Genomic DNA, 25,933 nt, shown 5'->3' on the forward strand with positions numbered 1-25,933 from the left:
GAGGAACTCCCGAGACGCGTCAGCCGCTCGAGCGAAGGCATTTCCCCATTCCACCAGATCACGCAGCAAAACCTTCGCGCAGGAATTTCTCGGCGCAGCCTGCCAGCACGGCGGTGCCCAGCGGCAGGACGCTTTCATCGACCATCATCCGCGTCGAATGGATCGAGCAGCACGAGCGCCAGTCCACGCCCTCGTGAGCCACGCCAAGGAAGAACATCGCACCGGGCACTTTCTCCAGCACATAGGAGAAATCTTCGGCCCCCATGATCGGATTTTCGAGGCGGTGGAAGCCGTGATCGCCGGTCAGTTCGCGAACCACCTGTTCGCCAAGGTCCACCGCGCGCCCGTCGCATACCGTCACCGGGAAGCCCGGCGTGATCGTGACGTCGGCAGTCATGCCGTGGGCCGCTGCGATATGCTGTGCCGCGTGCTCCAGCACTTCGCGCAGGCGAGCGCGGTTCGTGGGCGAAAGCGTGCGCAGGGTGCCGCGCATCGCCACGCGATCTGCGATCACGTTGTGGGCGGTGCCGGCCTCGATCTTGGCGACAGTCGCCACCACCGGATCGCTCACCGGAAACTTGCGCGTTACCAGCGACTGCAACGCGGTGACGATCTCGCAGGCCACCGGCACCGGATCGAGCGCGTCGTGAGGCATCGAGGCGTGGCCGCCGCGTCCCTGCACGACAATGTCGAACTGGTCGGCCGAAGCAAGCAAGGCACCTGTGCGCCCGGCCACGAGCCCGTGCGGGCTGTTGGGCATCACGTGCAGGGCAAAGGCGGCATCGGGCAACGGATCGATCAGCCCATCATCCAGCATGAACCGCGCGCCGTGGAAGCCTTCCTCGCCCGGCTGGAACATGAACTGCACTTCGCCCGCCAACCGGTCGGCCCGTGCGCAAAGCAGTTCTGCCGCGCCAGCCAGCATTGCGGTGTGGGTATCGTGCCCGCAGGCGTGCATCGCGCCGGGAATGGTCGAGGCGAAATCGAGCCCAGTCTCCTCGTTCATCGGCAGCGCGTCCATGTCACCGCGCAGCAATACCCGGCGACCGGGCCCCGCCTTGCCTTTCAGCGTTGCAACAAGACCCGTCGTCGACGGCCCTTCGCGCCATTCGAGCGGCAGATGGGCAAGCGCCGCCCGCACCTTGTCGCGCGTCTTCGGGGTCTGCAGGCCAAGCTCGGGCTCGGCGTGGATCGCGCGGCGCAGGGCGACAATGGCATCGGAAAACCCGCGTGCCTGTTCGAGCAGTTCGTGATGAAGCATGAAGGCCTCTCGTGAAGGGATAGTGCCAAGGCTGGCACGTTGCGGGGCCGCTGTCGAGCCTTCGGGATAGGGCTTGCACGAGTGGGCAAGACAAGTTAATCGTTCGGTTAAATAATTCCAGACGGAGAGAGTCCCGATGCCCGAAGCCTATATCATCGACGCCGTCCGCACCCCGCGCGGGGTTGGCAAGCCCGGCAAGGGCGCGCTTTCGCACCTGCACCCGCAGCACCTTGCCGCCACCGTACTCAAGGCGTTGAAAGACCGCAACAATCTCGACACTTCGACGGTCGATGACATCATCTGGTCGACCTCCTCGCAGGTAGGCAAGCAGGGTGGCGACCTTGGCCGCATGGCCGCTCTGGCGGCGGGCTATGACATCTCGGCCTCGGGCACCACGCTCGACCGCTTCTGCGGCGGCGGCATCACCTCGGTGAACCTCGCCTGCGCATCGGTCATGTCCGGCATGGAAGACTGCGTGATCGCTGGCGGCACCGAGATGATGAGCTTCACTGCTGCCCATGGCGCAGAACAGGCCAACGCGGGCATCCGGCCGCTCGGCATGGGTTCGGGCAACATGGAACTCGATGCGATCCATCCGCAATCGCATCAGGGCGTGTGCGGCGATGCGATTGCCGCGCGCGAAGGGATCGACCGTCAGGCGCTCGACGCCCTCGCCCTCGTCAGCCAGGAGCGCGCCGACCGCGCGATCCGCGAAGGTCGCTTCAACAAGTCAGTGGTCACCGTCTACAACCCGGACGGTACCGTGGCGCTCGATCACGAGGAATTCCCGCGTCCCGAAACCACGATGGAAGGGCTGTCCTCGCTCAAGGCCAGTTTTGACGGCATCGCCGACTTCGACCTTGGCGGCACGACGTTCCGCAAGCAGATCCAGCGCCGCTATCCCGAACTGGAATGGAAGGGCGTGCACCACGCCGGCAACTCCTCGGGCGTTGTCGACGGTGCGGCCGCGCTGCTGATCGTCTCGCCCGCCTACGCCGAACAGCACGGACTCAAGCCGCGTGCGCGCATCGTTGCCTACGCCAACCAGGGCGATGATCCCACGCTTATGCTCAACGCCCCGGTCCCGGCCGCGAAGAAGGTGCTGGCCAAGGCAGGCCTGAGCAAGGAAGACATCGACGTCTGGGAAATCAACGAAGCCTTTGCCGTCGTTGCCGAAAAGTTCATCCGCGACCTCGAACTCGACCGCGACAAGGTCAACATCAACGGCGGCGCCATGGCTCTCGGCCACCCGATCGGTGCGACCGGATCGATCCTCATCGGCACCGCGCTGGACGAGCTCGAGCGCTCGGGCGGACGCTACGGCCTCGTCACGATGTGCGCCGCCGGCGGCATGGCCCCGGCAATCATCATCGAGCGCATCTGATCGACTAAAGTAAGTTGCTGAAAGCATTAAGGGGTCGGCATCGAGGATGTCGGCCCCTTCTTTTCATCCAGTTGCAATTGTTACGTTGCAAAGCGCTGCGGCCAATGGCAGTCGTCAGCGCAAGATGACAAGTTTTCCGCGCACTCTTATCCGGCCGCTCAGCGGAAGACTGTCGGGTTATGCTTTTTCGATTGCACTCGTAGCACTTGCAACCCTGATACGGCATGCGTCCGAGCATATTCTCCCGCCCGGCTTTCCGTTCCTCACCTTTTTCCCGGCGGTCATCGTCACCACCTTCGTCGCGGGACGCGGACCGGGTGCGCTGTGCGGGTTGCTGAGCCTGCTGTCCTCCTGGTACTTCTTTATCCCCCCTGCGAATTCCTTCGCCCTGTCATGGCCAGTCGCCACTGCCCTTCTGTTCTTTGCAGCAGTCGTAGTGGTCGACATCCTTTTGATCGACGGGCTCCAGCAGCGGCAGGAACGCCTGCTCGAAAGCCAGCGTCAGCTTGCTGCCATGGCTGACCAGCAAACTCTGCTTTTCAAGGAGTTGCAGCACCGCGTTGCCAACAACCTCGCCTCGGTCTCATCGATGCTCCGCCTGCAGCGCCGCCAGATCGAGCGTGCGCCAGAGACCGCGCTCGCCGTGCTGGAAAGCGCCGACCAGCGGATCGAACTGATGGGCCGCGTCCACCGCCAGCTCTACGATCCCGCCGCCAGCGGCCTCCCCCTGCCCGAACAGATCGAGAGCGTGGTTGCCCAAGCCAAGGACGTGGCCGAAGCCGCGCATGTCTCGGTTCCGGTGAATGCAGTCGACGCCCGGCTGGCCATTGACCGGATGATGACGCTGATGTTGCTGATCACCGAAGTGCTCAACAACAGCATCAAGCATGCCTTTGCCGATGGCCAATCCGGCGAAGTCCGGCTGCAACTGGAGCGGGTCGCGGAAGGGCAGCTGCGCCTGACCATTGCCGACAACGGACGCGGACTTTCAGCCGATCCTGACGCGCAGGTTCCACGCCATCGCGGGCTCGGAACCACGATTATCCGGGGCTTTGCCGCACAGCTCGGCGGCACGGTGACCATCGACGGGACAAGTGGCGTGACCACCGTCGTCGAGTTTCCCGAAGACGCGCGGTAACTTTCCAACTCTCCGAGGCCAACGGGCAACTCCCCCCCAACTCCTCGAGGCAAAGCCCCAACTCGGGCCCGCCATTGCACAGCCGTCAGGGGGCAGATGCGATCGGCCCCGCCTCGTTCGCAACGATCTTCAGAACCTCGGTCCAGGCCACGACATTTTGCGCCAGATCGGAAGGATCGACCTTGTCGAGGGTATCGTCCGGGGTGTGGTGCAGGTCGAAGTAGTAGGTGCCGTCCTGGTTGAGATCGACCACGCTGAGCTTCTGCTTTTCGATCACCGGCTCGACGTCCGTCCCGCCATCCGCCTTGCCACTCCCGCGCACGACTCCCATGGGCGAAAGCGCGGCGGCGATGCGGTCGGTCAGGGCCTTGTCGCCCATGTTGAACTGCACGCGCCAGACCTTGCCCGCCCCGAAATCGCTTTCCATGGCAAGGGCATGAGGCTCGGCGTGACGTTCGGCATAGGCCTTGCCTCCAAACCCGCCGATCTCTTCAGACCCGGCCCAGAGCACGCGAATGGTGCGCAAGGGCGTGCCGCCTTCCTGCGCTTTCAGTGCGGCGGCGGTGATGATTGCGCAGCCAGCCGCATCGTCGATCGCGCCGGTGCCGAGATCCCAGCTGTCGAGATGGCAGCCAAGCAGGATCGGCGGGAGCGAGGGATCGCGGCCGGGGAGATCACCGATCACGTTGCCCGACGTCATGCCCTCGGTGGTCTTGCCGGTGAGCGTCAGGTTGAGGCGGATGGGTTTGCCGCTGCGGGCGATGCGGGCGATCAGGTCGGCGTCGGGGTTGGAGACGGCACCCGCCGGTATCGGCTTGATTCCATCAGGAAAATTGGTGCCGCCGGTGTGCGGGTTGCGATGGCTGTCGGTACCGATGGAGCGGATCAATACACCCAGAGCGCCCTTCGCCGACGCGATCCCCGGCCCGGCGCGGCGGACCTGACCGTAGGGGCCGTAGCCACTGCCGTCCTGGCTGCGTTTCATGGCATGATCGATGAAGGCGATCTTGCCGGTGAGCGAGCCTGCGGGCGCGGCCTTGAGCGCATCAAGTGTCGGGAAATAGACGACTTCGCCTTCGATTCCCTTGTCCGGCGTGGTGCCGCTGTAACCAAGGGCAGTGACGGCCAGCCTGAACGGGATCGGGGCGATGAGGCTCGCCTCGTCCTTTCCGCGCACGTAGCCGCGGATCGGGAAGGGTTCGACCGAGACCTTGCTGAAGCCGAGCGCCTTCAACCTTGCTTCAGCCCAGACCCGCGCACGGGCTTCGCCCTCGCTGCCGGCAAGGCGCGGTCCGACTTCGCTGGTGAGGCCTGCGAGCAGATCCCACGCTACGTCGCCCTTGGCATCCTGCGCGTAAGCGGTTGAAGAACAAAGGGCGGCGGTGAGCGCAAGGGCGCGGAGGTTGTTTCGCATGGCTCTTGCTATCGCTCGGGCCACGGCCTGCCAAGCCCCGTCCCGCGCCCTTGTCAGACATGCCGCGCTTGCCCCACCCCCCGCGCTCGGATAGAGGGCGCGCAACAGTTTTTGCCTTCTACCCAAGGACCCGAGATGGCTGCCCAATACGCCTACGTCATGAAGGACATGACGAAGACCTTCCCCGGCGCGCAGAAGCCGGTGCTGAGCAATATCAACCTGCAGTTCTACCAAGGTGCCAAGATCGGCATCGTCGGCCCGAACGGTGCTGGTAAATCGACCCTGATCAAGATCATGGCCGGCATCGACAAGGACTTCACCGGCGAAGCCTGGCCGGGCGAGAACATCACCGTCGGCTACCTTGAACAGGAACCGCAGCTCGACGAGAGCAAGACCGTGCTCGAGAACGTCAAGGACGGCGCGCGCGAGATTGCCGACATGGTCGAGCGTTTCAATGCGATCGGCATGGAAATGGCCGAAGAAGACGCCGACTTCGACGCGTTGGGCGCAGAGATGGCCGAGTTGCAGGACAAGATCGACGCGGTCGATGGCTGGACGCTCGACAACCAGCTTGAGATTGCCATGGAAGCGCTGCGCTGCCCGCCGGGCGACTGGTCGGTGGCAAGCCTTTCGGGCGGTGAGAAGCGCCGTATCGCGCTGACCCGCCTTCTCATCCAGAAGCCCTCGATCCTGCTGCTCGACGAACCGACCAACCACCTTGACGCAGAATCCGTCGAATGGCTGGAAAACCATCTGAAGGACTATGCCGGTGCGGTGCTGATGATCACCCACGACCGCTACTTCCTTGACAACGTTGTGGGCTGGATCCTCGAACTCGACCGCGGAAAGTACTTCCCCTACGAGGGCAACTACTCGACCTACCTCGAGACCAAGGCCAAGCGCATGGCCCAGGAAGAGCGCGAGGAAAGCGGCAAGCAGAAGGCGCTGCAGCGCGAACTCGAGTGGATTCGCCAGACCCCGGCGGCGCGCCAGACCAAGTCCAAGGCGCGTATCCGCAAGTTCGAGGAACTGCAGAACGCCCAGGACAACCGCCCGATCGGCAAGGCCCAGATCGTCATCCAGGTGCCCGAGCGCCTTGGCGGCAAGGTGATCGAGGTCAAGAACATCTCGAAGGCCTATGGCGACAAGCTGCTGTTCGAAGACCTTTCGTTCATGCTGCCGCCCGGTGGCATCGTTGGCGTGATCGGGCCGAACGGCGCGGGCAAGTCGACGCTGTTCAAGATCCTCACCGGCAAGGAACAGCCCGACAGCGGCACCGTCGAAATCGGTTCGACCGTCCACCTCGGCTATGTCGACCAGAGCCGCGACGACCTGAACCCCGCCAACAACGTGTGGCAGGAAATCTCCGACGGCCTCGATTACATGAAGGTCAACGGGCAGGACATGAGCACGCGTGCCTATGTCGGCGCGTTCAACTTCAAGGGGCCGGACCAGCAGAAGAACGTCGGCAAGCTTTCGGGTGGTGAACGCAACCGCGTGCACATGGCCAAGATGCTGAAGGCAGGCGGCAACGTGCTGCTGCTCGACGAACCGACCAACGACCTCGACGTCGAAACGCTGGCGGCGCTGGAAGACGCGATCGAGAACTTCGCCGGTTGCGCCGTGGTCATCTCGCACGACCGCTTCTTCCTTGACCGTCTGGCCACGCATATCCTCGCGTTCGAAGGCAACAGCCACGTCGAATGGTTCGAAGGCAACTTCGCGGCCTATGAAGAAGACAAGCGCCGCCGTCTGGGCGATGCTGCGGATCGTCCGACCGCGCTGGCGTACAAGAAGCTGACGCGCTGATCTTACGCGGTTTGTGATTGGAGCGCCCCGTCGGTCTTTGTGGCTGGCGGGGCGTTTTTTGTTTCTCGCAGAGACGCAGAGAAGAAAAGGGAGACGCAGAGGGGAAGTAAGTGCGGCGTAGCCGCTTTGTTGATCAGAGGTCGAATACAGCGAAAACTACAGAGTTTTAGAGCGGCTGCGCCGCGCGCGCTACATCTTCGCGTCTCCCCTTTCTTCTCTGCGTCTCTGCGAGAGACCTCCTGCCTTCCATCCCGAAGCAACCGTCACGGCGCCAGCCATTCCCCACGCCATGGCGCGCTTGCATCAGGCCGGGTGAAGCGGGCGCGGATCCCGCCTTCGTGGGTGAGGTGGAGCCAGTCAAGCGAGCGGACTTCGACGAGCAGGACGCAGAAGTTCTCGCGCGCGGGGAGCGTTTCGTCGAGCGTCGGTGCGCGGTGGAGCAGATGGTCCGGCAGCGCTGAACCGGGGGCGGCAAGGACGCCCGAGGGACCTGTTCCGGCGAGGTAGCAGCGGCGACTGGAGGCGGTGGCGCGCTCCCACGCGGCGTCGGCTGTTGGGCCGCAATGTTCGATCCGCCCTTCCCCGCGCATGCGCAACTGGACGCGATCGGCGGGGTCATAGGCGAGCACGCCGACAGGTGCGCCCGCGCCGATCCTGTCCGCCTTGGGGCTGCGCAAATCGGTATGGAAGCGCAAGGTGGCAAGGCCCTCGCTGGCCTCGCGCAGGACCATGACGCGCATGTCCGCTTCAGGCGTTGCAACGACCGGGGTGTGCATCGCGTGGTGGCGATCGCGTGCCGCCGTCTGGAGCCTTGAAACTGCATCGGCAAGGACGCTGTCGAGCGTCAAATCCATTCATCTTTCTCCAACCGAACATGAACGAGAAGCTATCACACCGGTTCAGACTTGGGACAGCGCGAATCATCTAACAAGACGACATCACGGATCGCGGAACGATTTGCGATCTGGTTATCGGGAAAGGTCGGCGACCATGTTGCCCAAGTCAATCTTCAGAAGCAGCGCGCTCGCGGCGCTGGCCGTGGCGATGACCGCGACGGCAATTCCTTCGGCGGCATTCGCGCAGTCCGAGCAGCGCGAAGAGCGCGGGCGCGGCTGGCAGCGTGGTGGCGGCGACTTTCGCAACCAGCAGGCAGGTCAGGGCCAGCGCCCGGAATGGCGCCGTGAACCACAGGGCGAAGCGCGTCCTCAACGCCAGCCGCAGCCGCAACCTCAGTTCCGGCCGCAATTGCCGCCACAGGCACGGGCACAGCCTCAGCGTTCGCCATGGGGCGGTTCCAACCCGCAGGCACAGCAGCGCCCTGACAGGCCTGCGCAGCCGGCATGGCAGGGCCGTGCCGAGGGTTCGCAGCGCGACTGGGGTCGTTCACAGGGCCGTGACTGGCAGTCGGGCACGGTGAACCGTCCTGCTCCGGACCGTGCAGGGACACCTGCGGTGCCGCAGCGCGGTTGGGACGGGACACGGTGGAACGGGACCAACCCCGATGCCGGCCGCAACTGGAATCGCGATGGCCGTGACCGCGATGGCCGCGACTGGAACCGGGATGGCCGCGACCGCAACGGTCGTGACCTGAACCGTGACGGGCGCGAATGGAACCGTGATGGACGGGAGTGGAACCGTGACCGTAACGGCACATACAGCGACCGCAACCGCAACCGCGATTACCGGGGCAACGACAGCTGGCGCAACGACAACTGGCGGCGCGACAACTGGCGCAACCATGGTGCCGGGGACTATCGCCGCTGGAGCAACGACTGGCGCCGTGACAACCGCTACAACTGGAGCCACTATCGCTCTGTCAATCGCGGCATCTACCGCCTGCCCCGTTACTACGCACCCTATCGCGGGTACAACTACAACCGCCTGTCGATCGGGATATTCCTGAACTCGGGCTTCTATGGCCAGAACTACTGGATCAACGATCCATGGTCCTATCGCCTGCCACCGGCCTATGGCGGCTATCGCTGGGTGCGGTACTGGGACGACGTGCTGCTGGTCGACACATACTCGGGCGAAGTGGTGGACGTGATCTACGACTTCTTCTGGTAAGTCCGGCGTAACCTGAAAGGCCCCTGCACCGATCGGTGCGGGGGCCTTTTGCTAATGTGAATGAGAGCAAAGGTTAAAGGCCAGTGGCCGAAAGTGCTTTCAGCACGCTGCGCATCAGATTTCGACCTTCGTCCGTCAGGCGGACGTAGCGGCGACGCGCATCATTCGTATCCGCTTCGCGATAGACGAGGTTGTCCTCTTCCAGCCGAGCGATCCAGCGCAGGATCGTGGTTGAAGGAACGCCCGCATCAAGGCACACGCTCGAAACCTGGATCTCGGTGCGACGACGATCGGCAATGTACAGATCAAGAAGGATATCCCACCCAGGTTCGCCGAACAGGCTCTTTCGTCCTGAAATGGCATCGCGCTTCCGGCGCAGGGCGTAAAGCGCTACGGCCAGACGCAGGCTTTCGGGATCGTGATCGGAAATGGCGTCCAAGCAATGCTCCCGGGCGGGCGACAACTGACCTTGGCATCGGGGCAAAACCCTTGCGCTGAAGGGCGGCAGACGGCACCTTTAACGCGCATGTCCGACCGACGTTCGTGATCAATTGGCGACCGCTTACAAGTTCGACTACGCCCGTGGTTAACGCAATCAGTTGCAGAATGCTTTATGAAATTCGTATCATGCGTCCAATTCGGACCAATTGATCTGGTGAGACAGAACATCAGTGCTAGAATATGAGACGCCCGAGTATGGCCTTGTTTGCAAAGAAGTCCCAATCAACTGCCGAGACGAGCGCACTTCGCAAGGTTGGCGAAACTGTTCGGAAACGTCTTCAGCAGGACGCCGGCGTTTACCGGATTCCACGCGACGAGCTTGAAATATTTGGCGTTGCCGACTTTTTCTCGAAGGCCGAATGTGATCGCCTGATTGCCATCGTTGATGCCGTGGCGCGGCCCTCGCCCACATACAAGGGTAGCGACGCGACGGGGCGAACGAGCTACACCGGTGACGTCGATCCATTCGATCCGTTCGTGCTGATGTTGCAGCGGCGGATCGACGATCTGATGGGCATCGATCCCGCGCTGGGCGAGACGATCCAGGGGCAACGCTATGAACCGGGACAGGAGTTTCGCGGACACTATGACCATTTCCTGCCCTCGCAGCCGTTCTGGGACGCGGAACAGAAGCGCGGGGGACAGCGTAGTTGGACGGCAATGGCCTATCTCAACGCCGTGGAGGAAGGCGGGACGACTGACTTTCCCCGCGTCGACCTTTCGATACCGCCCCAGCCGGGCGCCCTGCTGATCTGGAACAACATGAAGCCTGATGGCACGCCCAACCCCAACGCGATGCACGCCGGCATGCCGGTGGTGAAAGGCGTGAAGTACGTCCTGACCAAATGGTACCGGGCGCGCCCGTGGCAGTAGGCCTGCGCGCGACACTGACCGGGCTTGCACTGGCGCTCGCTCTGGCTGCGCCCGGGGGCGCGGCGTTTGGCCATGCGCTGGCTGACGAACGCGCTGTCGCCCGGATCGACGCAGAGCCCGCGCCTGCAGCGCAGCTCTCGCAGAATGCCGTGCTCGACCGGCTGCTTGCCGATGAGATGCGGCGCGGCTTCGCGCTCGATCCGCTGGGCGCGCTGCAGCAGGGGCAGAAGGTTTCGGCAGACGAGTTGCTGATGCTGTTCACGCCGCAGCTGGCGGCCGAGCGGCGAGAGGCCAATGCCGAGGTGCTGGCGCGGCTGGCGCAGATCGATCCGGCGCGGCTGGACGAGGGGCACCGCATCTCGCGCGCGGTCATGGAGGACGCCAAGCGGACCGAGCAGGCGCTGCTGGCTCCGGAAACGCAGACCTTGCTGGAGTTGCGGCCGTTCAATCACTTCGGCGGCTTCCATGTCGCCTACCCCGAGCTGTCATCGCCCGGCAGCGGCGTGGCGCTCGACACGACGGGCGATTATGAGCTGCTGATCGCGCGCCACCGGGTGCTGGGTCGCGTGTTCGACAACGCCATCGCCCGCTTCCGCGAGGGGATGGCCACTGGCGTGACCGAGCCGCGGCTCACCGTGGACAACATGGTCGCGCAGATCGATGCGCTGCTCGCCCAGCCGATGGAGCGCTCGCCGTTCATGTCACCGGCGCGCAGCTTCCCGCAGGACGTGCCGGTGAGCGAGCGCGTCCGGTTGCGGCGGGAACTGGGCAACGCGGTGCGACATGATGTCTATCCCGCCTACCGGACGCTGCGCCGGTTTCTTGCCAATGAGTATCGTCCGGTCGCGCGCGAACAGGTGGGGCTTTCGGCCCTGCCCGGCGGGGCAGAACTCTATCGCGAGCTGGTGCGGGCGAATACGACGCTCGATCTCGATCCCGCAGCGGTCCATGACCTGGGCCTTCGCGAGGTGGCGCGCATCCAGCGCGAGATGGAGATGGTAAAGAACGAGCTGGGCTTTGCGGGGCCCTTGCGCGCCTTCTTCGACGATCTGCGCGCCAATCCACGCTATCATCCCAGGACCGAGGCGGATCTGGCCGAGGGCTTCCGGCTGGCGGCGCGCAGGGTCGATGCGCTGGCGCCGCGCTACTTCCTGCACCTGCCGCGCACCCAGCTGCAGATCCAGCCCTACCCGGCCTATCGCGCGAAGTTCGAGGCGGGCGGAAGCTATGCGCAAGGATCGCCCGACGGATCGATACCGGGGACGTTCTTCTTCAATACCTATGACCTCAAGAGCCGGTTCCTGACCGGGATGACAACGCTTTACATGCACGAGGGTGCGCCGGGGCATCACTTCCAGATCAGTCTGGCGCAGGAGAATTCGAGCCTGCCCGACTTCCAGCGGTTTGGCGGAAACACGGCCTATATCGAAGGCTGGGCGCTCTATGCCGAAACGCTAGGCTACGAGATGGGATTCTACAAGGACCCGATGCAGCACTGGGGCACGCTCGACGACGAGATGCTGCGGGCGATGCGGCTGGTCGTCGATACCGGGCTGCACACCAAGGGCTGGAGCCGTGAGCAGGCGGTGGACTACATGCTCGCGAACTCAGGCATGGGGCGCAGCGACGCAGAAGCGGAAGTGGACCGCTATGTCGCGGTGCCGGGTCAGGCGCTTTCGTACAAGATCGGCGCGCTGACGATCCAGCGGCTGCGCAAGGAGGCCGAAGGCGCGCTGGGGCGCAAGTTCGACATCCGGCAGTTCCACGATCAGGTTCTGGGCAGCGGGGCTTTGCCGATGGCGGTGCTTGAGGGCAAGGTGCGCGGGTGGATTGCGCGGACGCGGGCGGCGCGGTGACACCCTTCGACAGGCTCAGGGTGATGCTTCGACAAGCTCAGCATGAGCGGAGTTTGGCGATAGCGCCTTCTGTGTTAGCAGCTGTTGCTGGCCCACCCCCAACCCCTCCCGCCTGCGGGAGGGGAGAAAGTAGTTACCTCACCCCCGCTCGTCCTGAGCCTGTCGAAGGACGTTGGCTCAGAACGAACGGGTGAGACCTGTCAGTCGCCCAGCGCTTCGGCGATCAGTTTGCGGGTGTTGGTGACGCCATAGAGCGCGATGAAGCTGCCCATGCGAGGGCCGGCGCTGGAGCCGAGCAGGGTTTCGTACAGCGCCTTGAACCAGTCGCGCAAGGTTTCGAAGCCGTAGTGCGGGTCCTTGCCGATCTCGTAGACGATGTTCTGGAGTTCTTCGGCGGTGGCGTCGTCCGAGGTTCCAGCGAGTTCCTCATCGAGCGCGGCAAGGGCCTTCGCCTCGTTCTCCTCCGGCTTGCGGCGCTGTAGCGTGGGAGCGATGAAATCGCGGTTGTAGGCGAGCGCGCGGGTGACAAGACCGTCGAGCGCGGGGTGCGCGGCGGGATCGGCGTTCTCGACATAGTTGCCGAGATAGGACCAGACCTGATCGCGCGTGGCCTGCGCGCCGAGCACGCCGACGAGATTGAGCAGGAGGCCGTAGGTGACCGGCAGGCTCTCCCCCTCGCCGCCATGGTAGCCGTTTGTGCGCAGCAAGTGCCACACAGGGTTGCCGAGCTGCTGCTCGACCGGCTGGCCGGGGATCTTTTCACGGAACTGCCAGTATTCGTCGACCGCGCGGGGGATGATTCCGACGTGGAGCGACTTGGCGCTCTTGGGTTCGCGGAACAGGAAGAAGCCGAGCGATTCCTCGCTGCCGTATTCAAGCCACTGCTCGATCGTCAGGCCGTTGCCCTTGGACTTGGAGATCTTCTCGCCCTTCTCATCGAGGAAGAGTTCGTAGATCAGGCCTTCGGGGCGCTGGCCTCCGAGCACGCGAGCGATCTTGCCGGACTGGGTGACGCTGTCGGTAAGATCCTTGCCGCACATTTCGTAATCGACGCCAAGCGCGACCCAGCGCATCGCCCAGTCAACCTTCCACTGCAGCTTGGACCAGCCGCCGAGGATCGTGTGTTCGATGGTTTTGCCGTTGCTGTCGGTGAAGCGGACGATCCCGGCTTCGGCGTCAACCACTTCGACCGGGACCTGCAGGACCTCGCCGGTGGTGGGCGAGACCGGCAGGACCGGCGAGTAGGTCTTGCGGCGTTCTTCGCGCAAGGTTGGGAGCATGATGTCCATGATTGCCTGCCAGTTGCGCAGGACGTTCTTCAGCGCGTCATCGAATTCGCCCGAATTGTAACGATCGGAGGCCGAGACGAATTCGTAGTCGAAACCGAAGCGATCGAGAAAATCGCGCAGCATCGCGTTGTTGTGGTGCGCGAAGCTTTCGAACTTCTCGAACGGATCGGGAATGCGGCTGAGCGGATGGCCGAGGTGGGCATCGAGCAGCGCCTTGTTGGGCACGTTGTCGGGCACCTTGCGCAGGCCGTCCATGTCATCGGAAAAGGCGACTAGGCGCGTGGGGTGGCCGCCAGTGAGCACTTCATAGGCGCGACGCACGAAGGTAGTGCGCAGGACTTCCTGGAAGGTGCCGATATGAGGGAGGCCCGAGGGGCCGTAACCGGTCTCGAACAGTACCGGGACCAGTGCGCCAGACGCATCGCGTTTGCCGCCGGGATACCGCTTGATAATCTTGCGGGCTTCCTCGAAGGGCCAAGCCTTGGAGGTCTGTGCGGCGGTGTGGATTGCATCGGTCATAGTGCCCGCCCTTTTGCGCGTGGGGGCGGTTGGTGCAAGTGAAAAGGGGGTAATCAAGCGAACGCCGAAAGGGCGGAACCGCGCGCACGCGATCCCGCCCTTCCGTGGAGGCTTCTGAGGGAGGCTTATTTCAGAAGCGAGAGGACGTTCTGCTGGGCCTGGTTGGCCTGAGCAATCATTGCGGTCGAGGCCTGCGAAAGGATCTGGGCCTTGGCCATGGCGGTGGTTTCCGCCGAATAGTCGGTATCCATGATCCGCGAGCGGGCATCGGACAGGTTGGTGACGTTGTCGTTCAGGTTGTTGATCACCGATTCCAGCCGGTTCTGGGCGGCACCGAACGAAGCGCGGGCGGCGCTGACTTCGGCGAGCGAGGTATCGACATCGTCCATCGTGGTGCTGGCATTGCCAACGCTAGTCACGTCAAACGCGACATTGGCGATGCCCTTGCTGGTGATGGTGACAACATCGGTGGTCTCTGCGCCAACCTGAATGTCAAACGTGGTGTCGGCCGTGCCGAAGACGTTGTTGCCGTTGAACTTCACGTTGTTCAGCACGTCGTTGATCTGGGTGTTCAGTTCCTGGACTTCGGCGTCCATATATTCGCGGTCGGTGTCCTGATAGGTCGCCGACTTGGACTGCACGGCCAATTCGCGGACCCGCTGCAGCATGGCGGTGACTTCGTTCAGCGCGCCGTCGGCGGTCTGGGCAAAAGAGATGCCGTCATTGGCGTTGCGGATGCCCTGGCCCATGCCCTTGATCTGCGAGGTCATCGTGGTGCTGATCGCGAGGCCTGCGGCATCGTCCTTGGCGCCGTTGATGCGCTTGCCGGTTGAGAGGCGCTCCATCGCGCTGCCGAGCATCTTGTTGGCCGAGTTCGAAGCATTGGTCGCGCGGATGGCGCTGATGTTGGTGTTGATGACTGCCATGTCCCATTCTCCACTATGGGCCGGAGCGTGACTGCGAAATGCTCCGGTTTCTGTAACTGTGGAGAAGGACGGCGGCCCGCAGCGGGTTTTAAGGGCAGTGGTGAATCGCGGTGAAAGGTCTGCTTTTTCATCTGCGGCGGGGTTGCCCGATGTTCCATTCCTGTTCTAACGCTGGGGCGTGACGGAGCGCCCTGCCCTTTCGCTGCCAGCGATTCATGCAAGCCATGGCGGGTGCTGGCTGCGCGATGGCTTTGCCACGCGCGGGGTTGGCAAGGGCGATGCGATCGTGGCGGCGGCCGATACGCCGCTGCTCATGCTCAATGCGCCACTGGTGGCGAGCAGGCTTGGCTATCCCGATCTTTCAGGGCTCGATCTGCTGGAGCTGTTCGCGTTCGTGCACCCCGCGCGATTCATGGTGCCGACGCCCAAGGGGCTGGCCCATGCCCTGGGACTGGACGAACCTTCAGGCGACGACAAGGTGCCGCAGCTGCTGCAGGAAGCGGCGGAGGCTCTGCTGGCCACGTGCGAAAGCGCGGACTGGGCGGAGCGTGAGGGGGCCTGGACGGCGCTGCAATCGCTTGTGCGGATGAGGTGGCCTTGGGCGACATTGCTTGGCCCCCGGATAAAGAAACCGGAGCGGGCGGAGCGCTGGCTCTTCGCCAAGTTGCCGGAGTGGGAGGAGACGGCGGAGTGGCCGCAGCCTGCGCAAGTCGTGTTGGGCGGCGATGCGGTGGTGGCGCGGCTGGCGGAACTGACCGGCGCCGGGGCAGAAGCCCGACCGACGCAGCAGGACTATGCGCGCGAGGCGGCGCGGATGTTCGCGCCGCGGCAGGGACAGGGCCAGCCGCACGTGGTGCTGGCGCAGGCGGGCACGGGCACGGGCAAGACCTTTGGCTATCTCGCGCCGTCGTCGCTGTGGGCCGAGCAATCGGGCGGCACGGTCTGGGTTTCGACCTACACCAAGGCGCTGCAGCGGCAATTGCGGCGCGAGAGCAGGCGCGCGTTCCCGGCCTCGCGCAATGGCAAGCCGCCGGTGGTGGTGCGCAAAGGGCGCGAGAACTACCTGTGCCTGCTGAACCTTGAGGACGCGCTGCAGGGCGGGTTTGCCGGGAGGGCGGCGATTCTGGCGCAACTGGTGGCGCGCTGGGCGGCGTATTCGCAGGATGGCGACATGATCGGCGGGGACCTGCCGGGCTGGCTCGGCACGCTGTTCCGCAAGCGCGGGATTGCGGCGCTGACCGACCAGCGCGGCGAATGCGTCTATGCCGGGTGTCCGCATTACCGGAAATGCTTCATCGAACGCGCCGCGCGGGCCTCTGCCGATGCGGAATTGGTGATTGCCAACCATGCGCTGGTGATGGTCAACGCGGCGCGCGGGCGTGATGCGGCGCAGCGGCCTACGCGGATCGTGTTCGACGAAGGCCACCATGTGTTCGAGGCGGCGGATTCGACGTTCTCGGCGGCACTGACTGGGGCCGAGACGATCGAGCTACGGCGCTGGGTGATCGGGCCGGAGGGCAAGTCTCGCGGACGGCGGCGCGGGCTTTCGGCGCGACTGGCCGATGTTGCCAGCTATGACGAGGAAGGCGAACGCGCGATTGCGCAGGCGCGTGACGCGGCAGAGGCCCTGCCCTCGGAAGGCTGGCTGGCACGGGTGGTTGAGGGCACACCTTCTGGGCCGATTGAAGACCTGCTCAGCGCGGCGCGGGCGCTGGCCTATGCGCGCGACGAGAGCGGCGGGCAGGAAGCGGGCTATGGGCTCGAGACCGAGATTGCGCAGCTGGACGGCGGGTTCATCGAGGTTGCCGGGCGGGCGCAAGAGGCGCTGGAGGCGTTGCGCAAGCCGCTGGTGCGGCTGGGGTTGCGGCTTGAGGCGATTGTCGAGGATGGGCCGGACTGGCTCGATGGACCAGCGCGGGCGCGGATCGAAGGGGCGCGCAGTGCTATCGGTTGGCGCAGCGATCTGATTGCGGGGTGGATTGCGCTACTGGCGCGGCTGGGTGGTCCGGGCGATCCCGATTTTGTCGACTGGATCGCGGTCGAGCGGTCGGACGGGCGCGAATGGGATGTGGGGCTGCATCGGCATTACCTCGATCCGATGAAGCCCTTTGCCAATGCGGTGCTGGCGCCCTCGCACGGGGTTATGATGACCTCGGCAACGCTGCGCGATGGCGATGATTGGTCCAGCGCGGTGGAGCGCAGCGGCGCGCCGCATCTGGACATCGCCCCGCGCCTGTTCACGGCTGACAGTCCGTTCGACTACGCGTCCCAGGCCGAAGTGCTGATCGTGACCGACGTGCCCAAGGGCGACATTCCGGCGCTGGCGGCGGCCTATGGGCGGCTGATCGAGGCTTCTGGCGGCGGCGCGCTGGGGCTGTTTACGGCGATCCGGCGGTTGCGCGCGGTCTATGGCCGGATTGCCGACCGGCTGGCGCGCGGTGGCTTGCCGCTGTTCGCGCAGCATGTCGATCCGATAGACACGGGCACGCTGGTCGACATCTTCCGCGACGATCCGCGTGCCTCGTTGCTCGGCACCGATGCCCTGCGTGACGGGGTGGACGTGCCGGGGGATTCGCTGCGGCTGGTGGTGATGGAGCAAGTGCCGTGGCCCAAGCCTTCGATCCTGCACCGCGCGCGGCGGATGGCAGGCGGCGGGTCGGCCTATGACGACAGGATCATCCGGGCGCGGCTGGCGCAGGCGTTCGGGCGGCTGATCCGCTCTGCCGGGGACAAGGGACACTTCGTGGTGCTGTCCTCGGCCTTCCCCTCGCGGCTGCTCTCGGCCTTTCCGGCGGGCACGCCGATCCGCCGGGTAACGCTCGATGTGGCTTTACAAAGCGTGAGCGCCAGTGTTTCTGGACGGGAGAGAGCAGAGCCGCCGCGTGAGGGGATTTCGTGAAGACACTCGCCCTTTTCCGCCATGCCAAATCCGACTGGAGCGACGCGCGCGCGCGGGACTTCGACCGCCCGCTGAACGAGCGCGGCAAGCGCGGCGCGCGGGCGATGGGCGAATATATCCGCGATACCGGCCGCACGTTTGACCGCATGATCGCCAGCCCCGCCGTCCGCGCGGCCGAGACGGTCGAGGAAAGCAGCAAGGCGTGGAAGTGCACGTTCAAGATCGAATGGGACCGGCGCATCTACCTTGCTAGTTCGGCCACGCTGATCGACCTGCTCAAGGAACTGTCTGGCGATCCCAAGAGCGTGCTGATGATCGGGCACAATCCGGGGCTGGAGGACCTGATCTTCGACCTCGTGCCGGATGACGGCTCCTCGCCTTTGCGCGAAGTGGTGGAGGAGAAGTTCCCGACCGCGACGTTTGCGGTGATGGAGCTTGATGTGGATGACTGGGCTGACGTGGTGGAAGGCTGCGCTCGGTTGGTGGAGATCAAGCGTCCGCGGGATCTGGATCCGACGTTGGGGCCGGTGTTGGTGGATTGAGGAACAGCGAGTCTGACATGTTTCTTGGGTTAAGCCATTGATCCACGTAACCTTCAGTTCGTCAGGTGCCGGTAGTCTTCGCCAAGCGCTCAATTTACGCGATCAGCGCAAGAGAGTGGTAGACATTACCGACGATCTCTCTTGGGGACCGATCACCACCGAAGATTTTGGCGAACGCCAAACTTGGCTGAATCAAAATTTGCCGTTTCATGCCAGCCCGACCTCCGTTGACGAAAGCTGGGATTGGATCGCCAGCGGAGCTAAAGAGTTTCTGACTAAGCTTGAGCAAAGTGACGAACATCTGGTTTGGGTCGCACCACAGAATACCGAGGAGCTTTGTGGTCTTCATTGGTACCTTCACCATTTTGGCGTCGAGCGGGCATCGTTCATTATGGTGGAACATTGCTTTCCAGGAACTTGGCAGGGGCAAGCACCGAGAGGTATTGGTGAACTTGGTGTCGAACAGTATCAATACTTGCTGAAAAATGCAAATTCAGGGTCACTAGATACGAAGCGATTTGCAAGAAGTCGCTGGGTCGAACTTTGCAATGATAGAACCAACTTGCGACTATTGGAGAACGGTACACTCTTTAGTGCGCAGGATGATTTTTTCGACGAGATCATCCTTGAAAAATGCTCCACTCAATGGCGCAAAGCTCATCGAGTTTCAGCAGATGCAACGATTGCTCTATGGAATGCGGGACATTTTATAGCCGACAGCTTCACAACATGGCGCTTGCGCGAATTAGCACTGGCCGAAAAAATCACTTGCACCGGTCCAATTGCATTCTGTCCCAATCTTGATGAGCCGGTGTTGGTTCGACTTGCCTAGCGGCCCATGTCCCTCGTGCAGGCATGCTAAAGCGCGCATTCTCGCGAGGGACATAGCCCGTTCTGCGCGGAGGAAACGACGGATTGTTGGTCGATAGCTCGCGCCGCCTATTCCTCCAACGCCGCAGCCAGCCGGTCGCGGATGGATTGGAGGTAGTTCACGAGTGGGGCGGCGGATTGTTCATCCGGGGCCATGGGCGCAGCCTCCGGCGACGGGAGCACAGCCACAGCCACCCCCTTCTTCCCGCGCAGCGCTTGCCTTGCGCCCTTGATCGTGAAGCCTTCCTTGTGGAGGAGGCGGTGGATTTCGGTGATGAGGGCGACGTCTTCGGGGCGGTAGTAGCGGCGGCCGCCCGCTCGGGTGAGCGGGCGGAGCATGGGAAATTGCTCTTCCCAATAGCGCAGGACGTGCTGGCGGATGCCGAGCGTCTTGGCCACTTCGCCAATCGTGCGGAATGCGCCCGGTTCCTTGCCGTCTTCCGGATCAGGTCCGGCACCGGGAAGTTCGGGCGCGTTCATCCGCTGGCGATCAGCCCTGGCCGATGCGGTCCTTCAGCATCTGGCTGGCGCGGAAGCTGAGGACGCGGCGCGGAAGCTGAGGACGCGGCGCGGCGTGATCGGCACTTCGATGCCGGTCTTGGGATTGCGGCCGATCCGCTCCGCCTTGTCGCGCAGCAGGAAAGTGCCGAAGCCCGAAATCTTCACGTTTTCACCCTCAGCCAGTGCATCGCACATATGCTGCAGGATGGATTCAACCATTTCGAGCGAATCCGCACGCGACAGCCCAACACGTCGGTTGATGCTCTCGGCCAGATCAGCCCGGGTCAGTGTACCTACAGAACGCATCCTTAATTCCCCCCAGAAGTCAGAAGACGCCAAGGCGATGGACAATAACGCTGATTCTGCGGAACGCAATGCAATGCGTTGCAGGGGAAGGATAAGACTGGGCCGGTGTGGGACGGTTGGTTGAGGATTGCCCTGCATCTCCGTCATTGCGAGCGCAGCGAAGCAATCCAGGGCGGTCTTGCGCTGACTATGGATTGCTTCGTCGCTACGCCCCTCGCAACGACGAAGTGCGTGGGACTTCAGATGCGCGCGAGGCTGGCGCCCCAGGTGAAGCCGCCACCCATCGCCTCGAACATCACGAGGTCACCCTTTTTGATCCGGCCATCGCGGACGGCAGTATCGAAGGCGAGCGGCACCGATGCTGCGCTGGTGTTGGCGTGGCGATCAACCGTAACGACGACCTTTTCCGCAGGCAGATCGAGCTTGCGCGCGGTGGCGTCGAGAATGCGGAAGTTGGCCTGATGCGGCACGACCCAGTCGATCTCGGTTGCATCATGCCCTGAAGTTTCAAGCACTTCCCGCAGGACGTTGGCCAGATTGGTGACGGCGTGGCGGAACACCTCGCGGCCCTTCATGCGGACCTTGCCGACCGTGCCGGTGGTGGACGGACCACCATCGACATAGAGCAGTTCGTTGTGCGCGCCATCGGCGTGGAGGCGCGTGGCAATCACGCCGGGGGCGGCAGGATCGTTTTCGTCAACGTCCTGCGCTTCTAGCACGACCGCGCCTGCACCATCGCCGAATAGAACGCAGGTTGTGCGGTCTTCCCAGTCAAGAATCTTGCTGAAGGTCTCAGCGCCGATCACCAGTGCGCACTTGGCCATGCCGGTGCGGATCATCGAATCCGCAGTGGCGAGCGCGTAGAGGAAACCCGAGCAGACCGCCGCTACATCGAAGGCGATGCCGCCGTTGCAGCCGAGGTTATGCTGCACGATCGTGGCAGTGGCCGGAAACGTCTGGTCGGGCGTTGCCGTGGCGAGAACGATCAGATCGACCTTTGCAGCATCGATTCCAGCCGCTTCGAGAGCCTTGCGGGCCGCTTCGGTGGCGAGCGTGGACGTCGTTTCGCCTTCGCTCGCGAGGTAGCGCTGGCGGATACCGGTGCGCTCGACGATCCATTCGTCGGTAGTGTCGACCATCTGCGCCATTTCAGCGTTGGTCACACAGCGCTGCGGCAGGGCGGAGCCGCTGCCTCGGATGACCGCGCGCAGGCTCATGCCGCGTCCTCGCTGCTGACGGGAGCTGACTTGCCGCGACCGCCGGTGCGAATGGCTTCCGCGCCGAGGCGCGCAAGGTCGGCTTCGATGCGCTCGGTCAGGTTTTCCTCCAGCAGTCGGGCTGTTACCGCAACGGCATTGGCCACGCCGAGCGCCGAAGCGCTGCCATGGCTCTTCACCACGACGCCATTGAGGCCGAGGAACACGGCCCCGTTGTGGTTGTTGGGATCAAGGTGATGCTTGAGCAGCTCGGTCGCCGGGCGCGAGATCAGGAAGCCGAACTTCGAGCGCAGCGACGAGGAGAAGCTGCGGCGCAGCAGGTCCGCCACGAAACGGGCAGCGCCCTCCATCGACTTCAATGCGATATTGCCGGAGAAGCCATCGGTAACGACGACGTCGCAATCGCCGCGCGAAAGCTTGTCGGCTTCGGTGAAGCCGTCGAATGTCATCGCCAGGTCCCCCGCCAGTTCCTTGAGCTGGTTGGCGGCATCGCGCAGGGAATCGGTACCCTTGGTCTCTTCCGTGCCGATGTTGAGCAGGCGGACGCGGGGCGATTCGAGGCCATTGACGATGCGGGCATAGGCCGCACCCATGATCGCAAACTGCACCAGGTTGCGGGCATCGCAATCGGTGTTGGCGCCAAGATCGAGCATGATGAGGTCATGTTCGCCGAGCGTTGGCAGAAGTGCAGAAAGGGCCGGCCGGTCAATCCCCGGCATGGTGCGCAGCGCGAGCTTGGCCATGGCCATGAGCGCACCGGTATTGCCAGCGCTGACCGCAGCCCCGGCATGACCCTGCTTCACCGCATTGATCGCCAGCCCCATCGAGGTGGTCTTGGCACGGCGAAGGGCCTGCGTCGGCTTCTCATCCCCCGACACCACATCGGGTGCATGGAGTATTTCAGAAGCTTCACGCAGGTTTGGATGGTTTTCGAGGGCCTGCTTGATGCGGGCCTCATCACCGACGAGGAGGAACTTGAAGCGGTCATGACGACGACGGGCAAGCGCCGCGCCTTCGACCATCACGCGCACGCCCTCATCGCCGCCCATCGCATCAACGGCGATACGCGGCAGGCTCATGTCCTCAGTCCCCCCCGTTTGAAGGCTTAGAGCCCGACGGCGATGACTTCGCGACCGTTGTAGTGACCGCAAGCGTTGCACAGGTTGTGCGGACGCTTGAGTTCACCGCAGTTCGAGCATTCGTGGAACGCTTCGACGCTCAGTGCGTCATGGCTGCGGCGCATGCCCCGGCGTGAGGGCGAAGTCTTTCTTTTGGGGACGGCCATCTCGGCACCTGTTCTTAGAATTGCATAGTTTTGTTGCGGGCGCGATAGGGAAAACCGGACCTTCGCACAAGCCCTGTTTGGCACAGGACCCGCACGCGGCGAAGGACGCCACAAGTCACGGGATTCGCCGATCGCTGGGCGAAGGCGCGCCTATACGGATTTTCTGATGCTTTGCAAGCTGGGGCGCGCTAGCTTTGGCGACGGACCCTCACATGGGGGCCATCTGAGAGGGGATAACCTGAGGAATGACAATCCTGCCAATCACGCTGTGCGCGGCTGCTGCGGCCGCTGCCATCAACATCTGGCTTTCCATCCGCATCGGCATGGTTCGCACCGCCAAGAAGATCAGCATCGGCGACGGCGGCGACATGGAACTGATCGCCCGCATGCGCGCGCAGGCGAACTTCATCGAGAACACACCGATCGTGCTGGTGCTTATCGCGGCGGTCGAGCTTGCCCGTACCGGCAATCCTTACCTGATGGGCGTTGCAGCCCTCTACATGCTTGGCCGTGTCGGCCACGGCGTGGGCATGGACGGCGGTCCGCTCGGCTTCCTGCGCGGCGTGGGGACGCTTACGACCATGCTTTCGCAGCTCGGCCTTGGCGTTTGGGCGGTATCGATCGCTCTGGATATGTGAATGTTTCGGGGGTGGCGTAGCATCCTGCCCACCCCTACCCCCTCCCGCCTGCGGGAGGGGAATATCTTGAGCGCGTCTGCTCAGCTCAGCGCATAGTCGCTGACGTAGACGTTGGTCTGGCGTTCGCGGCCGAAGGTGCTGTTGGGGCCGTGGCCGGGCACGAAAGTCACGTCGTTGCCGAGTGGCCAGAGCTTCTGCGTGATCGAATCGATAAGATCCTGATGGTTGCCCATCGGGAAATCGGTGCGCCCGATCGAGCCCTGGAACAGCACATCCCCGACAATGGCGACCTGTGACGGTGCGTGATGGAAGATCACGTGGCCAGGCGTGTGGCCGGGGCAGTGGATCACGTCGAGTTCGACTTCTCCGACGGTGACCTTGTCGCCATCATGGAGCCAGCGATTGGGCTCGAACACCTCGGCAGGGATGCCCCAGCGCTGCGAATCCTCATCGAGCTGCGCGATCCAGAAGCGGTCAGCCTCATGCGGCCCTTCGATCGGCACCCCAAGTTCGCGCGCGAAAATGCCAACGCTGCCGCAGTGATCGAGGTGGCCGTGGGTCACGAGCAGCTTCTCGATCGTCACCCCGGTGACTTCGATCGCCTTGCGCAGCTTTTCGAGATCACCGCCTGCATCGATGAAGGCGCCCTTCATGGTCTTCGTGCACCAGACCAGCGTGCAATTCTGCTGGAGCGGGGTCACGGGGATGATCGCGACCTTGAAGGCGGGTTCGGCTGTGGGCTGGGTCATGTTGGGGATTTGGAACGCGGGAGCGACAATTGCAATGGTCAGGTCGTCGACATAACGTGCCGCGATGCACAAGCTACGCCGATCACGCCCTGAAGATGGCTCCCGCGCGCTGGCGATCTGGGCCGCCGCTGTCGATGCAACGCATGACTTTCTTCTGCTTGGCGATCGTCTTGCAATCGGCGTGGAGGTAGCTGGATTTCTGCCACAGGCGCCCCTCGTGCTCGCGGTCGATTTTTCGGACCAGGCGACGGGGTTCCTGCTCGCCGCAAGCGGCGTGATCGAGGCACTGTTCGTCGATCCGGCGTGCCATGGCCAAGGAATTGGCCATGCGCTGGTGCGGCACGCGGTAGAGGTGTTGGGTGCGACGAAGCTCGAGGTGAACGAGCAGAACATGGGCGCACGCGCCTTCTATGCTCGTATGGGATTTGCTGAAACGGGGCGCTCGGCGCTCGACGGGCAAGGACGGCCGTACCCGCTGATCCAGATGGAGTTCCGGGCCTAAAGCCGCCCGCCCTTCCAGACGACACGACCGACAATCTCCACTTCACTGGCGGCACGTTCGAGGCGGGGATAGGCGGCATTGTCGGATATGACGCGCAAGGTGCCGCCGGGGCCGGGTTCGAGGCGCTTGACCAACAGCACATCGTCGAGGCGGATGACGTGGATCCCGGCGCGCAAGGGGCGCGGGGTGCGGTCGACAAGGATCTCGTCACCGTCACGCAAGGTCGGCTCCATCGAGTCGCCCTCGACTTCGATCACGGTGAGCATGGCGGGTTCGAGGCCTTGCCCCTTGAGCCAGCGGTGATTGAAGCGCAGGCGGCCGGAGGGGATTTCCTCTGCAGGCAGGGTGCCGGGGCCAGCTGATGCGCCAAGCGGCAGGCGGGGAATGTCAGCCCATTCGGGAGTAATGGCGCGTACGGGAGGCGCAGTGGTCACACTCCCCTGCCCCACGGCAAGAACACCGCCTCGCTGCTGTGCGCCAAGGTCGCTCTCGGGCACGCCGAAGAATTCCGCCAGCGTGCGACGGTCGTTCTCCTCGAGCTTGCGGGGGCTGCCCTTGCGCACGAACTGCTGGAGATAAGTGGTGTTGCGGCCGATCAGCGCAGAGAGCGCGGAGAGGCTGACGCCACGCTGCGCCGCGAGTGCAACGAGACGGGACCGGGCACCATCATCCGATTCGCCATCCTGCAGGGCCATTTCAACCTTCCTCCGATATCGAAGGACTTTTCCTAGCATTGTAGGATTTGGAGATCAACATAGGAAAAATCCTATTTCGAGTCGTCTCCGAGACGCCAGCATCAGGAGGGTGAGAGAACATGCTGCTCCGCAAGGTCGAGAGTTTCCTGCGCCAGACGGGGATGCCCGTCACCAAATTCGGCCGCCTTGCCGCACATGACCCCCGCTTCGTGGGCGACTTGCGCAATGGCCGCGAGCCCCGTTCCGCGCTGATATCACGCGTGGAACATTTCATGAACAATTATGGAGTGAATGTCCATGCTGCTTGATCCGAGCGCCTTCGAGACGAAGTCCGTCGCGCAAACTCCTGCACCGCCGCGTGCCCTGACGACGACGGCCGACCGGCTGTTACGTGCGATACGCGAAATCGCCGGACCGCTGGCGGAAATCATCAGCCATGGCGAAACGCCCTGGGCGAGCATCACCTTTTCAGGGGCACGCCACCGCTTGGTGCTGCGTTTCGCCGGAAGCGATGCGGTGAGCGATGGCGAGGCCTTCGTGGCGGCGTTGCCAGAGCACGAGTTCAAGCTGCGGCGCGAGCTGGTGGCCGATGCTGCGGTAACACGGGTTGACCACGAACTACTGCCGTCATCGCTGCTGGAAGTGGAGTGCGCGATCCTGCTGCTCGACGCGGACTGAGAGATCGGCGGGTG

At 63.7% G+C, this 25,933-nt stretch carries 26 protein-coding genes and 1 pseudogene; 14 read left to right on the top strand and 13 right to left on the bottom strand.

Going from position 1 to position 25,933, the window contains the following annotated elements; all coding sequences use genetic code 11:
- Positions 1-58 precede the first annotated feature (58 nt).
- A complete protein-coding gene (locus tag ACZ1JW_RS17330) occupies positions 59-1,261 on the bottom strand; it encodes a M20 metallopeptidase family protein (RefSeq protein WP_465141474.1) in 1,203 nt (400 codons plus the stop codon).
- A 136-nt stretch (positions 1,262-1,397) separates the two neighbouring features.
- On the opposite strand from ACZ1JW_RS17330, the gene ACZ1JW_RS17335 reads away from it, so the two are divergent.
- The 3 genes and pseudogenes from ACZ1JW_RS17335 (at position 1,398) to ACZ1JW_RS17345 (ending at position 3,783) form a co-directional block, all read left to right on the top strand.
- Positions 1,398-2,645 carry an acetyl-CoA C-acetyltransferase gene (locus ACZ1JW_RS17335; RefSeq protein WP_465125506.1) on the top strand — a complete coding sequence of 416 codons (1,248 nt, stop codon included), beginning with the start codon at positions 1,398-1,400 and terminating at the stop codon, positions 2,643-2,645.
- A gap of 124 nt (positions 2,646-2,769) precedes the next feature.
- Positions 2,770-3,072 (top strand): annotated as a pseudogene (locus ACZ1JW_RS17340) (DUF4118 domain-containing protein); the annotation flags it as partial.
- A 9-nt stretch (positions 3,073-3,081) separates the two neighbouring features.
- Complete coding sequence (locus ACZ1JW_RS17345; protein WP_465142806.1) at positions 3,082-3,783, top strand: sensor histidine kinase; 702 nt, start codon at positions 3,082-3,084, stop codon at positions 3,781-3,783.
- A gap of 85 nt (positions 3,784-3,868) precedes the next feature.
- On the opposite strand, the gene ACZ1JW_RS17350 is transcribed toward ACZ1JW_RS17345, so the two are convergent.
- Positions 3,869-5,197 carry a M28 family peptidase gene (locus ACZ1JW_RS17350; protein ID WP_465141475.1) on the bottom strand — a complete coding sequence of 443 codons (1,329 nt, stop codon included), beginning with the start codon at positions 5,195-5,197 and terminating at the stop codon, positions 3,869-3,871.
- Between the two features lie 135 nt (positions 5,198-5,332).
- Here ACZ1JW_RS17350 and ettA point away from each other — a divergent pair, with 135 nt between their 5' ends.
- Positions 5,333-7,006, top strand: a complete 1,674-nt coding sequence (gene ettA, locus ACZ1JW_RS17355; protein WP_465125503.1) for an energy-dependent translational throttle protein EttA — start codon at positions 5,333-5,335, stop codon at positions 7,004-7,006.
- 263 nt (positions 7,007-7,269) lie between these two features.
- On the opposite strand, the gene ACZ1JW_RS17360 is transcribed toward ettA, so the two are convergent.
- Positions 7,270-7,860 carry a flavin-binding protein gene (locus ACZ1JW_RS17360; protein WP_465125502.1) on the bottom strand — a complete coding sequence of 197 codons (591 nt, stop codon included), beginning with the start codon at positions 7,858-7,860 and terminating at the stop codon, positions 7,270-7,272.
- Positions 7,861-7,996: 136 nt separating this feature from the next.
- Here ACZ1JW_RS17360 and ACZ1JW_RS17365 point away from each other — a divergent pair, with 136 nt between their 5' ends.
- Positions 7,997-9,073 carry an RcnB family protein gene (locus ACZ1JW_RS17365; protein ID WP_465141476.1) on the top strand — a complete coding sequence of 359 codons (1,077 nt, stop codon included), beginning with the start codon at positions 7,997-7,999 and terminating at the stop codon, positions 9,071-9,073.
- Between the two features lie 73 nt (positions 9,074-9,146).
- Here the strand turns inward: ACZ1JW_RS17365 and ACZ1JW_RS17370 are convergent, their stop codons facing one another.
- Positions 9,147-9,512: a winged helix DNA-binding protein gene (locus ACZ1JW_RS17370; protein WP_465125500.1), complete on the bottom strand. Its 366-nt coding sequence runs from the start codon at positions 9,510-9,512 to the stop codon at positions 9,147-9,149.
- A gap of 257 nt (positions 9,513-9,769) precedes the next feature.
- Here ACZ1JW_RS17370 and ACZ1JW_RS17375 point away from each other — a divergent pair, with 257 nt between their 5' ends.
- Positions 9,770-10,447 carry a prolyl hydroxylase family protein gene (locus tag ACZ1JW_RS17375; RefSeq protein WP_465141477.1) on the top strand — a complete coding sequence of 226 codons (678 nt, stop codon included), beginning with the start codon at positions 9,770-9,772 and terminating at the stop codon, positions 10,445-10,447.
- Complete coding sequence (locus ACZ1JW_RS17380) at positions 10,438-12,303, top strand: DUF885 domain-containing protein (protein WP_465141478.1); 1,866 nt, start codon at positions 10,438-10,440, stop codon at positions 12,301-12,303. The genes ACZ1JW_RS17375 and ACZ1JW_RS17380 overlap by 10 nt, the downstream gene beginning before the upstream one ends.
- 200 nt (positions 12,304-12,503) lie before the next feature.
- On the opposite strand, the gene ACZ1JW_RS17385 is transcribed toward ACZ1JW_RS17380, so the two are convergent.
- Both ACZ1JW_RS17385 and ACZ1JW_RS17390 read right to left on the bottom strand, forming a co-directional pair.
- Positions 12,504-14,111, bottom strand: coding sequence for a lysine--tRNA ligase (locus ACZ1JW_RS17385; RefSeq protein ID WP_465141479.1), 1,608 nt, complete (start codon positions 14,109-14,111; stop codon positions 12,504-12,506).
- 125 nt (positions 14,112-14,236) lie between these two features.
- Positions 14,237-15,037, bottom strand: a complete 801-nt coding sequence (locus ACZ1JW_RS17390) for a flagellin N-terminal helical domain-containing protein (RefSeq protein WP_465141480.1) — start codon at positions 15,035-15,037, stop codon at positions 14,237-14,239.
- A gap of 178 nt (positions 15,038-15,215) precedes the next feature.
- Here ACZ1JW_RS17390 and ACZ1JW_RS17395 point away from each other — a divergent pair, with 178 nt between their 5' ends.
- The 3 genes from ACZ1JW_RS17395 to ACZ1JW_RS17405 are packed head-to-tail and all read left to right on the top strand — an operon-like array spanning position 15,216 to position 19,310.
- Positions 15,216-17,936: an ATP-dependent DNA helicase gene (locus ACZ1JW_RS17395; protein WP_465141481.1), complete on the top strand. Its 2,721-nt coding sequence runs from the start codon at positions 15,216-15,218 to the stop codon at positions 17,934-17,936.
- The gene (locus ACZ1JW_RS17400; protein WP_465141482.1) at positions 17,933-18,478 is read left to right on the top strand and encodes a SixA phosphatase family protein; all 546 of its coding nucleotides are present in this window, start codon (positions 17,933-17,935) and stop codon (positions 18,476-18,478) included. Before ACZ1JW_RS17395 ends, ACZ1JW_RS17400 begins: the two co-directional genes overlap by 4 nt.
- A 37-nt stretch (positions 18,479-18,515) precedes the next feature.
- The gene (locus tag ACZ1JW_RS17405) at positions 18,516-19,310 is read left to right on the top strand and encodes a DUF3658 domain-containing protein (RefSeq protein ID WP_465141483.1); all 795 of its coding nucleotides are present in this window, start codon (positions 18,516-18,518) and stop codon (positions 19,308-19,310) included.
- A gap of 107 nt (positions 19,311-19,417) precedes the next feature.
- On the opposite strand, the gene ACZ1JW_RS17410 is transcribed toward ACZ1JW_RS17405, so the two are convergent.
- The 5 genes from ACZ1JW_RS17410 to rpmF all read right to left on the bottom strand — a co-directional run bounded on the left by ACZ1JW_RS17410 (position 19,418) and on the right by rpmF (position 22,657).
- A complete protein-coding gene (locus ACZ1JW_RS17410) occupies positions 19,418-19,828 on the bottom strand; it encodes a MerR family transcriptional regulator (protein WP_465141484.1) in 411 nt (136 codons plus the stop codon).
- A gap of 33 nt (positions 19,829-19,861) precedes the next feature.
- Complete coding sequence (locus ACZ1JW_RS17415; RefSeq protein WP_465141485.1) at positions 19,862-20,155, bottom strand: integration host factor subunit alpha; 294 nt, start codon at positions 20,153-20,155, stop codon at positions 19,862-19,864.
- Between the two features lie 239 nt (positions 20,156-20,394).
- Positions 20,395-21,372, bottom strand: a complete 978-nt coding sequence (locus tag ACZ1JW_RS17420) for a beta-ketoacyl-ACP synthase III (protein ID WP_465141486.1) — start codon at positions 21,370-21,372, stop codon at positions 20,395-20,397.
- Complete coding sequence (plsX, locus tag ACZ1JW_RS17425) at positions 21,369-22,451, bottom strand: phosphate acyltransferase PlsX (RefSeq protein ID WP_465125489.1); 1,083 nt, start codon at positions 22,449-22,451, stop codon at positions 21,369-21,371. Before plsX ends, ACZ1JW_RS17420 begins: the two co-directional genes overlap by 4 nt.
- Before the next feature lie 26 nt (positions 22,452-22,477).
- Entirely contained in the window at positions 22,478-22,657 is a 180-nt protein-coding gene (rpmF, locus tag ACZ1JW_RS17430; protein ID WP_039331452.1) for a 50S ribosomal protein L32, read from the bottom strand.
- A gap of 245 nt (positions 22,658-22,902) precedes the next feature.
- Between rpmF and ACZ1JW_RS17435 the strand changes: the two genes are divergently transcribed.
- Positions 22,903-23,295 carry an MAPEG family protein gene (locus tag ACZ1JW_RS17435; RefSeq protein WP_465125488.1) on the top strand — a complete coding sequence of 131 codons (393 nt, stop codon included), beginning with the start codon at positions 22,903-22,905 and terminating at the stop codon, positions 23,293-23,295.
- 80 nt (positions 23,296-23,375) lie between these two features.
- Here the strand turns inward: ACZ1JW_RS17435 and ACZ1JW_RS17440 are convergent, their stop codons facing one another.
- On the bottom strand, positions 23,376-24,044 hold the full coding sequence (locus ACZ1JW_RS17440; RefSeq protein ID WP_465125487.1) for an MBL fold metallo-hydrolase: 669 nt from the start codon (positions 24,042-24,044) through the stop codon (positions 23,376-23,378).
- A gap of 64 nt (positions 24,045-24,108) precedes the next feature.
- On the opposite strand from ACZ1JW_RS17440, the gene ACZ1JW_RS17445 reads away from it, so the two are divergent.
- Complete coding sequence (locus tag ACZ1JW_RS17445) at positions 24,109-24,546, top strand: acetyltransferase (RefSeq protein ID WP_465141487.1); 438 nt, start codon at positions 24,109-24,111, stop codon at positions 24,544-24,546.
- Here ACZ1JW_RS17445 and ACZ1JW_RS17450 read toward each other — a convergent pair.
- Positions 24,543-25,241, bottom strand: coding sequence for a S24 family peptidase (locus tag ACZ1JW_RS17450; RefSeq protein WP_465141488.1), 699 nt, complete (start codon positions 25,239-25,241; stop codon positions 24,543-24,545). The genes ACZ1JW_RS17445 and ACZ1JW_RS17450 overlap by 4 nt on opposite strands.
- Positions 25,242-25,360: 119 nt before the next feature.
- Here ACZ1JW_RS17450 and ACZ1JW_RS17455 point away from each other — a divergent pair, with 119 nt between their 5' ends.
- Positions 25,361-25,549 carry a hypothetical protein gene (locus tag ACZ1JW_RS17455; RefSeq protein ID WP_465141489.1) on the top strand — a complete coding sequence of 63 codons (189 nt, stop codon included), beginning with the start codon at positions 25,361-25,363 and terminating at the stop codon, positions 25,547-25,549.
- The gene (locus ACZ1JW_RS17460; RefSeq protein WP_465141490.1) at positions 25,539-25,919 is read left to right on the top strand and encodes a hypothetical protein; all 381 of its coding nucleotides are present in this window, start codon (positions 25,539-25,541) and stop codon (positions 25,917-25,919) included. Before ACZ1JW_RS17455 ends, ACZ1JW_RS17460 begins: the two co-directional genes overlap by 11 nt.
- The last annotated feature ends 14 nt before the right edge of the window (positions 25,920-25,933 follow it).

It is taken from the genome of Novosphingobium sp. BL-A-28-Hi1-0D, from assembly GCF_055521755.1.

Bases quoted from the DNA above. Each gene is read 5' to 3' on its own strand.
- ACZ1JW_RS17330 (WP_465141474.1), bottom strand. From the start codon at position 1,261: ATGCTTCATCACGAACTGCTCGAACAGGCACGCGGGTTTTCCGATGCC.
- ACZ1JW_RS17335 (WP_465125506.1), top strand. From the start codon at position 1,398: ATGCCCGAAGCCTATATCATCGACGCCGTCCGCACCCCGCGCGGGGTT.
- ACZ1JW_RS17350 (WP_465141475.1), bottom strand. From the start codon at position 5,197: ATGCGAAACAACCTCCGCGCCCTTGCGCTCACCGCCGCCCTTTGTTCT.
- ettA (WP_465125503.1), top strand. From the start codon at position 5,333: ATGGCTGCCCAATACGCCTACGTCATGAAGGACATGACGAAGACCTTC.
- ACZ1JW_RS17360 (WP_465125502.1), bottom strand. From the start codon at position 7,860: ATGGATTTGACGCTCGACAGCGTCCTTGCCGATGCAGTTTCAAGGCTC.
- ACZ1JW_RS17365 (WP_465141476.1), top strand. From the start codon at position 7,997: ATGTTGCCCAAGTCAATCTTCAGAAGCAGCGCGCTCGCGGCGCTGGCC.
- ACZ1JW_RS17375 (WP_465141477.1), top strand. From the start codon at position 9,770: ATGGCCTTGTTTGCAAAGAAGTCCCAATCAACTGCCGAGACGAGCGCA.
- ACZ1JW_RS17385 (WP_465141479.1), bottom strand. From the start codon at position 14,111: ATGACCGATGCAATCCACACCGCCGCACAGACCTCCAAGGCTTGGCCC.
- ACZ1JW_RS17390 (WP_465141480.1), bottom strand. From the start codon at position 15,037: ATGGCAGTCATCAACACCAACATCAGCGCCATCCGCGCGACCAATGCT.
- ACZ1JW_RS17410 (WP_465141484.1), bottom strand. From the start codon at position 19,828: ATGAACGCGCCCGAACTTCCCGGTGCCGGACCTGATCCGGAAGACGGC.
- ACZ1JW_RS17415 (WP_465141485.1), bottom strand. From the start codon at position 20,155: ATGCGTTCTGTAGGTACACTGACCCGGGCTGATCTGGCCGAGAGCATC.
- ACZ1JW_RS17420 (WP_465141486.1), bottom strand. From the start codon at position 21,372: ATGAGCCTGCGCGCGGTCATCCGAGGCAGCGGCTCCGCCCTGCCGCAG.
- plsX (WP_465125489.1), bottom strand. From the start codon at position 22,451: ATGAGCCTGCCGCGTATCGCCGTTGATGCGATGGGCGGCGATGAGGGC.
- rpmF (WP_039331452.1), bottom strand. From the start codon at position 22,657: ATGGCCGTCCCCAAAAGAAAGACTTCGCCCTCACGCCGGGGCATGCGC.
- ACZ1JW_RS17435 (WP_465125488.1), top strand. From the start codon at position 22,903: ATGACAATCCTGCCAATCACGCTGTGCGCGGCTGCTGCGGCCGCTGCC.
- ACZ1JW_RS17440 (WP_465125487.1), bottom strand. From the start codon at position 24,044: ATGACCCAGCCCACAGCCGAACCCGCCTTCAAGGTCGCGATCATCCCC.
- ACZ1JW_RS17445 (WP_465141487.1), top strand. From the start codon at position 24,109: ATGCACAAGCTACGCCGATCACGCCCTGAAGATGGCTCCCGCGCGCTG.
- ACZ1JW_RS17450 (WP_465141488.1), bottom strand. From the start codon at position 25,241: ATGGCCCTGCAGGATGGCGAATCGGATGATGGTGCCCGGTCCCGTCTC.
- ACZ1JW_RS17455 (WP_465141489.1), top strand. From the start codon at position 25,361: ATGCTGCTCCGCAAGGTCGAGAGTTTCCTGCGCCAGACGGGGATGCCC.
- ACZ1JW_RS17460 (WP_465141490.1), top strand. From the start codon at position 25,539: ATGCTGCTTGATCCGAGCGCCTTCGAGACGAAGTCCGTCGCGCAAACT.